The 3,837-nt window shown below is 69.7% G+C and carries 3 protein-coding genes and 1 pseudogene; 3 read left to right on the top strand and 1 reads right to left on the bottom strand.

All coding sequences use genetic code 11. From position 1 onward, the window contains the following. Positions 1–673 (bottom strand): ABC transporter substrate-binding protein (locus tag NQ160_RS20200; protein WP_257516894.1); only part of this gene is annotated, 673 nt, incomplete at its 3' end. Positions 674–798: 125 nt separating this feature from the next. Here NQ160_RS20200 and NQ160_RS20195 point away from each other — a divergent pair. The 3 genes and pseudogenes from NQ160_RS20195 to NQ160_RS20185 form a co-directional block, all read left to right on the top strand. Continuing rightward, on the top strand, positions 799–1,809 hold the full coding sequence (locus NQ160_RS20195; RefSeq protein WP_257516893.1) for a LacI family DNA-binding transcriptional regulator: 1,011 nt from the start codon (positions 799–801) through the stop codon (positions 1,807–1,809). A 183-nt stretch (positions 1,810–1,992) separates the two neighbouring features. Further along, the gene (locus NQ160_RS20190) at positions 1,993–3,186 is read left to right on the top strand and encodes a cobalamin-independent methionine synthase II family protein (RefSeq protein WP_257516892.1); all 1,194 of its coding nucleotides are present in this window, start codon (positions 1,993–1,995) and stop codon (positions 3,184–3,186) included. Between the two features lie 159 nt (positions 3,187–3,345). Next, positions 3,346–3,837 (top strand): annotated as a pseudogene (locus NQ160_RS20185) (formyltetrahydrofolate deformylase); the annotation flags it as partial.

Here is a 3,837-nt window from a genome sequence, read left to right as displayed (position 1 = left end):
CCTCGGCCGCGGTGGCCATCGTGTCAGGGCTGCAGGCGCGCAGGGCGAAGAAGTAGTACCAGTGCGCGGCCGGCCAGGCGTTCTTGCCACCGAGCGCGATGGGCTCGACGCCACTGGCCTTGAGGGCCTCGACCGCGGTGACCATCTCATCGATCGTCGTGGGGTTCTCGGTGATCCCCGCGGCGTCGAAGACGTCCTGGCTGTAGAACATGCCGCCGGGAAGCACGGCGATGGGCATGCCGTAGAGCTTGTCGTCGACACGCAGGTTGTCGAGCGTCGTGTCGGGGATCTCCTCGGCGGCGGTGTCGGAGATCGCGTCGGTGATGTCCTTGATCTGGCCCGCAGCGACCATGGCAGCGAGCTTGCCGCCACCGCGCTGCAGGAACAGGTCCGGCGCGTCGCCGGAGTTCAGCGCGGTCTGCAGCTTGCCGTCGAGCTCTTCGTTCTGCACGACCTGCACCTTGATGGTGACGCCGGGGTTCTCCTCCGAGAAGGCGGCGGCGGTCTGGTCCCAGAACTCCTTGCCGGGGCCGGTGGTGGAGTTGTGCCAGAGCGTCATCTCGACGTCGCCGTCTTCGCCGGCACCTCCGCCACCGCCGCCGGAACAGCCGGCCAACGCGAGCACACCGGCTGTGACAGCTGCTGCGGCTGCGAGCGTCCTCTTCGCAATCATGTGATTCTCCTCTTTGAGTGGGCGCAACCCGCATCGTCATGATCCGGGTTGCTGGCAAGTCTCGCCGCACCTCGAAACCCTGTCAAACGTTTTCGAAATCCTTTTTCATGCGTAGTATCAGGGCGATGTCCCGTCGCGCAACGATCCACGACGTCGCCGCTGCAGCCGGCGTCTCGGTGTCGACCGTGTCCAAAGCCGTCAACGGCAGGTACGGCGTCGCCGAAGACACCGTCGCGCGCGTTCTCGATGTGGTGGAGCGACTCGGCTACGAGTCGTCTCTCGTGGCCAGCAGCATGCGCTCGCACCGAACCGGGGTGATCGGTGTGCTGGTGGCCGACTTCGAGCCGTTCAGCGCCGAGGTGCTCAAGGGCGTCGGTGCGGCGCTGCGCGACTCGCGTTACGACCTGCTCGCCTACAGCGGCTCGCGTCAGGGTGGCAGCGCCGGCTGGGAGCGGCGTTCCCTCAGCCGTCTGAGCGGAACGCTCATCGACGCTGCGATCATGGTCACCCCCACGGTCATCGGCGTCACGAGCGAGGTCCCGATCGTGGCCGTCGACCCCCACAGCGGCCGCGCCGACCTGCCGACGGTGGAGTCGGACAGCTACGGCGGGGCACTGCACGCGATGCAGTACCTCGTGCAGCTCGGCCACCGCCGCATCGGCTTCATCGCGGGGCGGCCCGACCTGCGCTCCTCAGAGGCGCGCGACGCCGGTTACCGGGCCGGGCTGCGCGAAGCCGGCATCCCCGCCGACCCCTCACTCGTACGCGTCGGGCTCTACCAGCCCGAGATCGTGCGCGAGCAGGCCCTGGCGCTGCTGCAGCAGCGGGAGCGCCCCACTGCCGTGTTCGCCGCCAACGACCTCTCGGCGCTCGCGGTGATCGAGGTGGCCGGCGAGCTGGGCCTGCGCGTTCCGCAGGATCTCTCCGTTGTCGGCTTCGACGACGTGCCCGAGGCTTCCCGCGTGCACCCGGCGCTCACCACCGTCGCCCAGCCCATGCGCCGCCTCGGGGCGGTCGCGGCCGAGTTCGTCGCCGCCCTGCTCGCAGGTGAGACACGCGATGAGCTGCACGTGACGCTGCCCACGCGCCTCGTCGTGCGGGGCTCGACGGCTCCCCCGGCCGGTCCCGGGCGCTGACCGGCATCCGTTCGCGTCACAACCCGTCACACTCCGGCCGGGGCGCGGAGCACCGTCCTAGAGTGAGGGCGGCTCGAGAACCGGAAGCCTCCGCCTTGAGCAGCGCCGCCCATCGCGGGGTCTGCAAGAGCCGTGCCGCCGCCGTGACCATCCCGGCATCCCGACATCAGGAGGAGCACACTCATGTCCGCGATCCGCACCACCACCGCAGGCAGCCTGCCCCGCACGCAGGCTCTCATCGACGCCAACGCCGCGCGCACGTTCGCTGACGACGGCTTCACTCTGCAGACCACGCCCGAGTTCGAGGAGCTGACGGCGCAGGCCGTCGCCGACGTGGTCGAACGGCAGCGCCAGGCCGGCATCACGCTCGTCGGAGACGGTGAGTTCGGAAAGGCGATGTCGAACGCCGTGGACTACGGGGCGTGGTGGTCGTACTCGTTCCAGCGCGCCGGCGGCCTGTCGCTAACCGACGTCAACGCGTTCAACGAGCCGCCGGTGCGCTCGGAGGCCGGGAACATCCGGCTGACGTCCTTCCTCGACCGCCGCGACCGGCAGCTGTTCCCGGCGGTGTACGCCGAGGCCGTCGAGGTCGGGCGCAACGCCACCGGCTTCCCCACGACGACCGGTCCCATCACGTACCGCGGCCAGGAAGCCGTGGCATCCGACATCCGCCACCTGAAGGCGTCGCTGCGCGACGGCGAGCAGGGCTTCCTCACCGCGATCGCTCCGGGCTCGGCGGCGCGGGTGCGCAACGACTACTACGCCACCGAGGAGGAGCACATCTGGGCGTGGGCCGAGGCCCTCCGCGAGGAGTACCGGGCGATTGTGGATGCCGGCCTCATCCTGCAGCTGGACGACCCGTCGCTGGCCGAGAACTTCGACCAGATCAACCCCGAGCCCTCGATCGCCGACTACCAGGCCTTCACGAAGATCCGCATCGACGCGATCAACCACGCGATCGCGGGGCTCCCGAAGGAGCAGGTGCGCCTGCACCTGTGCTGGGGCTCGTGGCACGGGCCGCACACGACCGACATCGAGCTGCGGCACATCCTGCCGGTCGTGCTGGGCGCGAACGTGGGGTCGATCTCGTTCGAGGCCGGCAACGTCCGCCACGAGCACGAGTACACCGTGTGGGGCGAGGTCGCCGTGCCTGACGACCTGGTGCTCGTCCCCGGCGTCGTCAGCCACGCGACGAACGTCGTGGAGCACCCGGACCTCGTCGCCCAGCGCATCGGCCGGTTCGCCGACATCGTGGGCGCCGACCGCGTCATCGCCTCGACCGACTGCGGTCTGGGCGGGCGCATCCACCCCGACATCGCGTGGGCCAAGCTCGCGTCCCTCGGCGAGGGCGCCCGTCGCGCCTCGGCGAGCGCCTGATCCAGGCTGCTCACCTGTCGCAGATTGTCGCTGCGGTCGCTTCCAGGCGACACTTTGCGACAGGCGAGCACGTCCGGAGACCCGGCGCCGATGCCGGCACCGACAGATGAACGGATGCCGCTGCACGTGGCATGCGCCCCGACACGGCAGAATCGAGGGATGACCGTGCACGACCCGAACCTGCCGCCCGCCCACGCATGCCTCATCGTGCACGGCAAGGACCAGCCGGGCATCGTGGCCGCCGTCTCGGCGATGATCACGCGCATCGGCGGCAACATCGTCGCGTTCGATCAGTACTCCGACAACCCCGAAGGCGGCGCGTACTTCCAGCGGGTCGTCTTCCACCGCCCCGGCTTCGCCGCGGACCGACCGGTTATCGAGGACGAGGTCGCCCGGACGCTCGCGGACTTCGACCTGCAATGGTCGCTGACCGACCAGTCGGTGCCCAAGCGCATGGCGATCCTGTCGTCGAAGCAGGACCACTGCCTGCTCGACCTGCTCTGGCGCCATCGCCGTGGCGACCTGCCCGTCGCCATCCCGATGGTCGTGTCCAACCACGCGACCTCCGCCGAGGACGTGCGCTCCTTCGGCGTGCCGTTCTTCCACGTGCCGTCCACCCCCGGCCCCGACAAGTCGGAGTCGGAGGCGAAG

The sequence above is a fragment of the Microbacterium sp. zg.Y909 genome, assembly GCF_024626565.1.
This window is presented reverse-complemented; position numbering and strand designations above follow the sequence as displayed.

Bases quoted from the DNA above. Each gene is read 5' to 3' on its own strand.
- NQ160_RS20195 (WP_257516893.1), top strand. From the start codon at position 799: ATGTCCCGTCGCGCAACGATCCACGACGTCGCCGCTGCAGCCGGCGTC.
- NQ160_RS20190 (WP_257516892.1), top strand. From the start codon at position 1,993: ATGTCCGCGATCCGCACCACCACCGCAGGCAGCCTGCCCCGCACGCAG.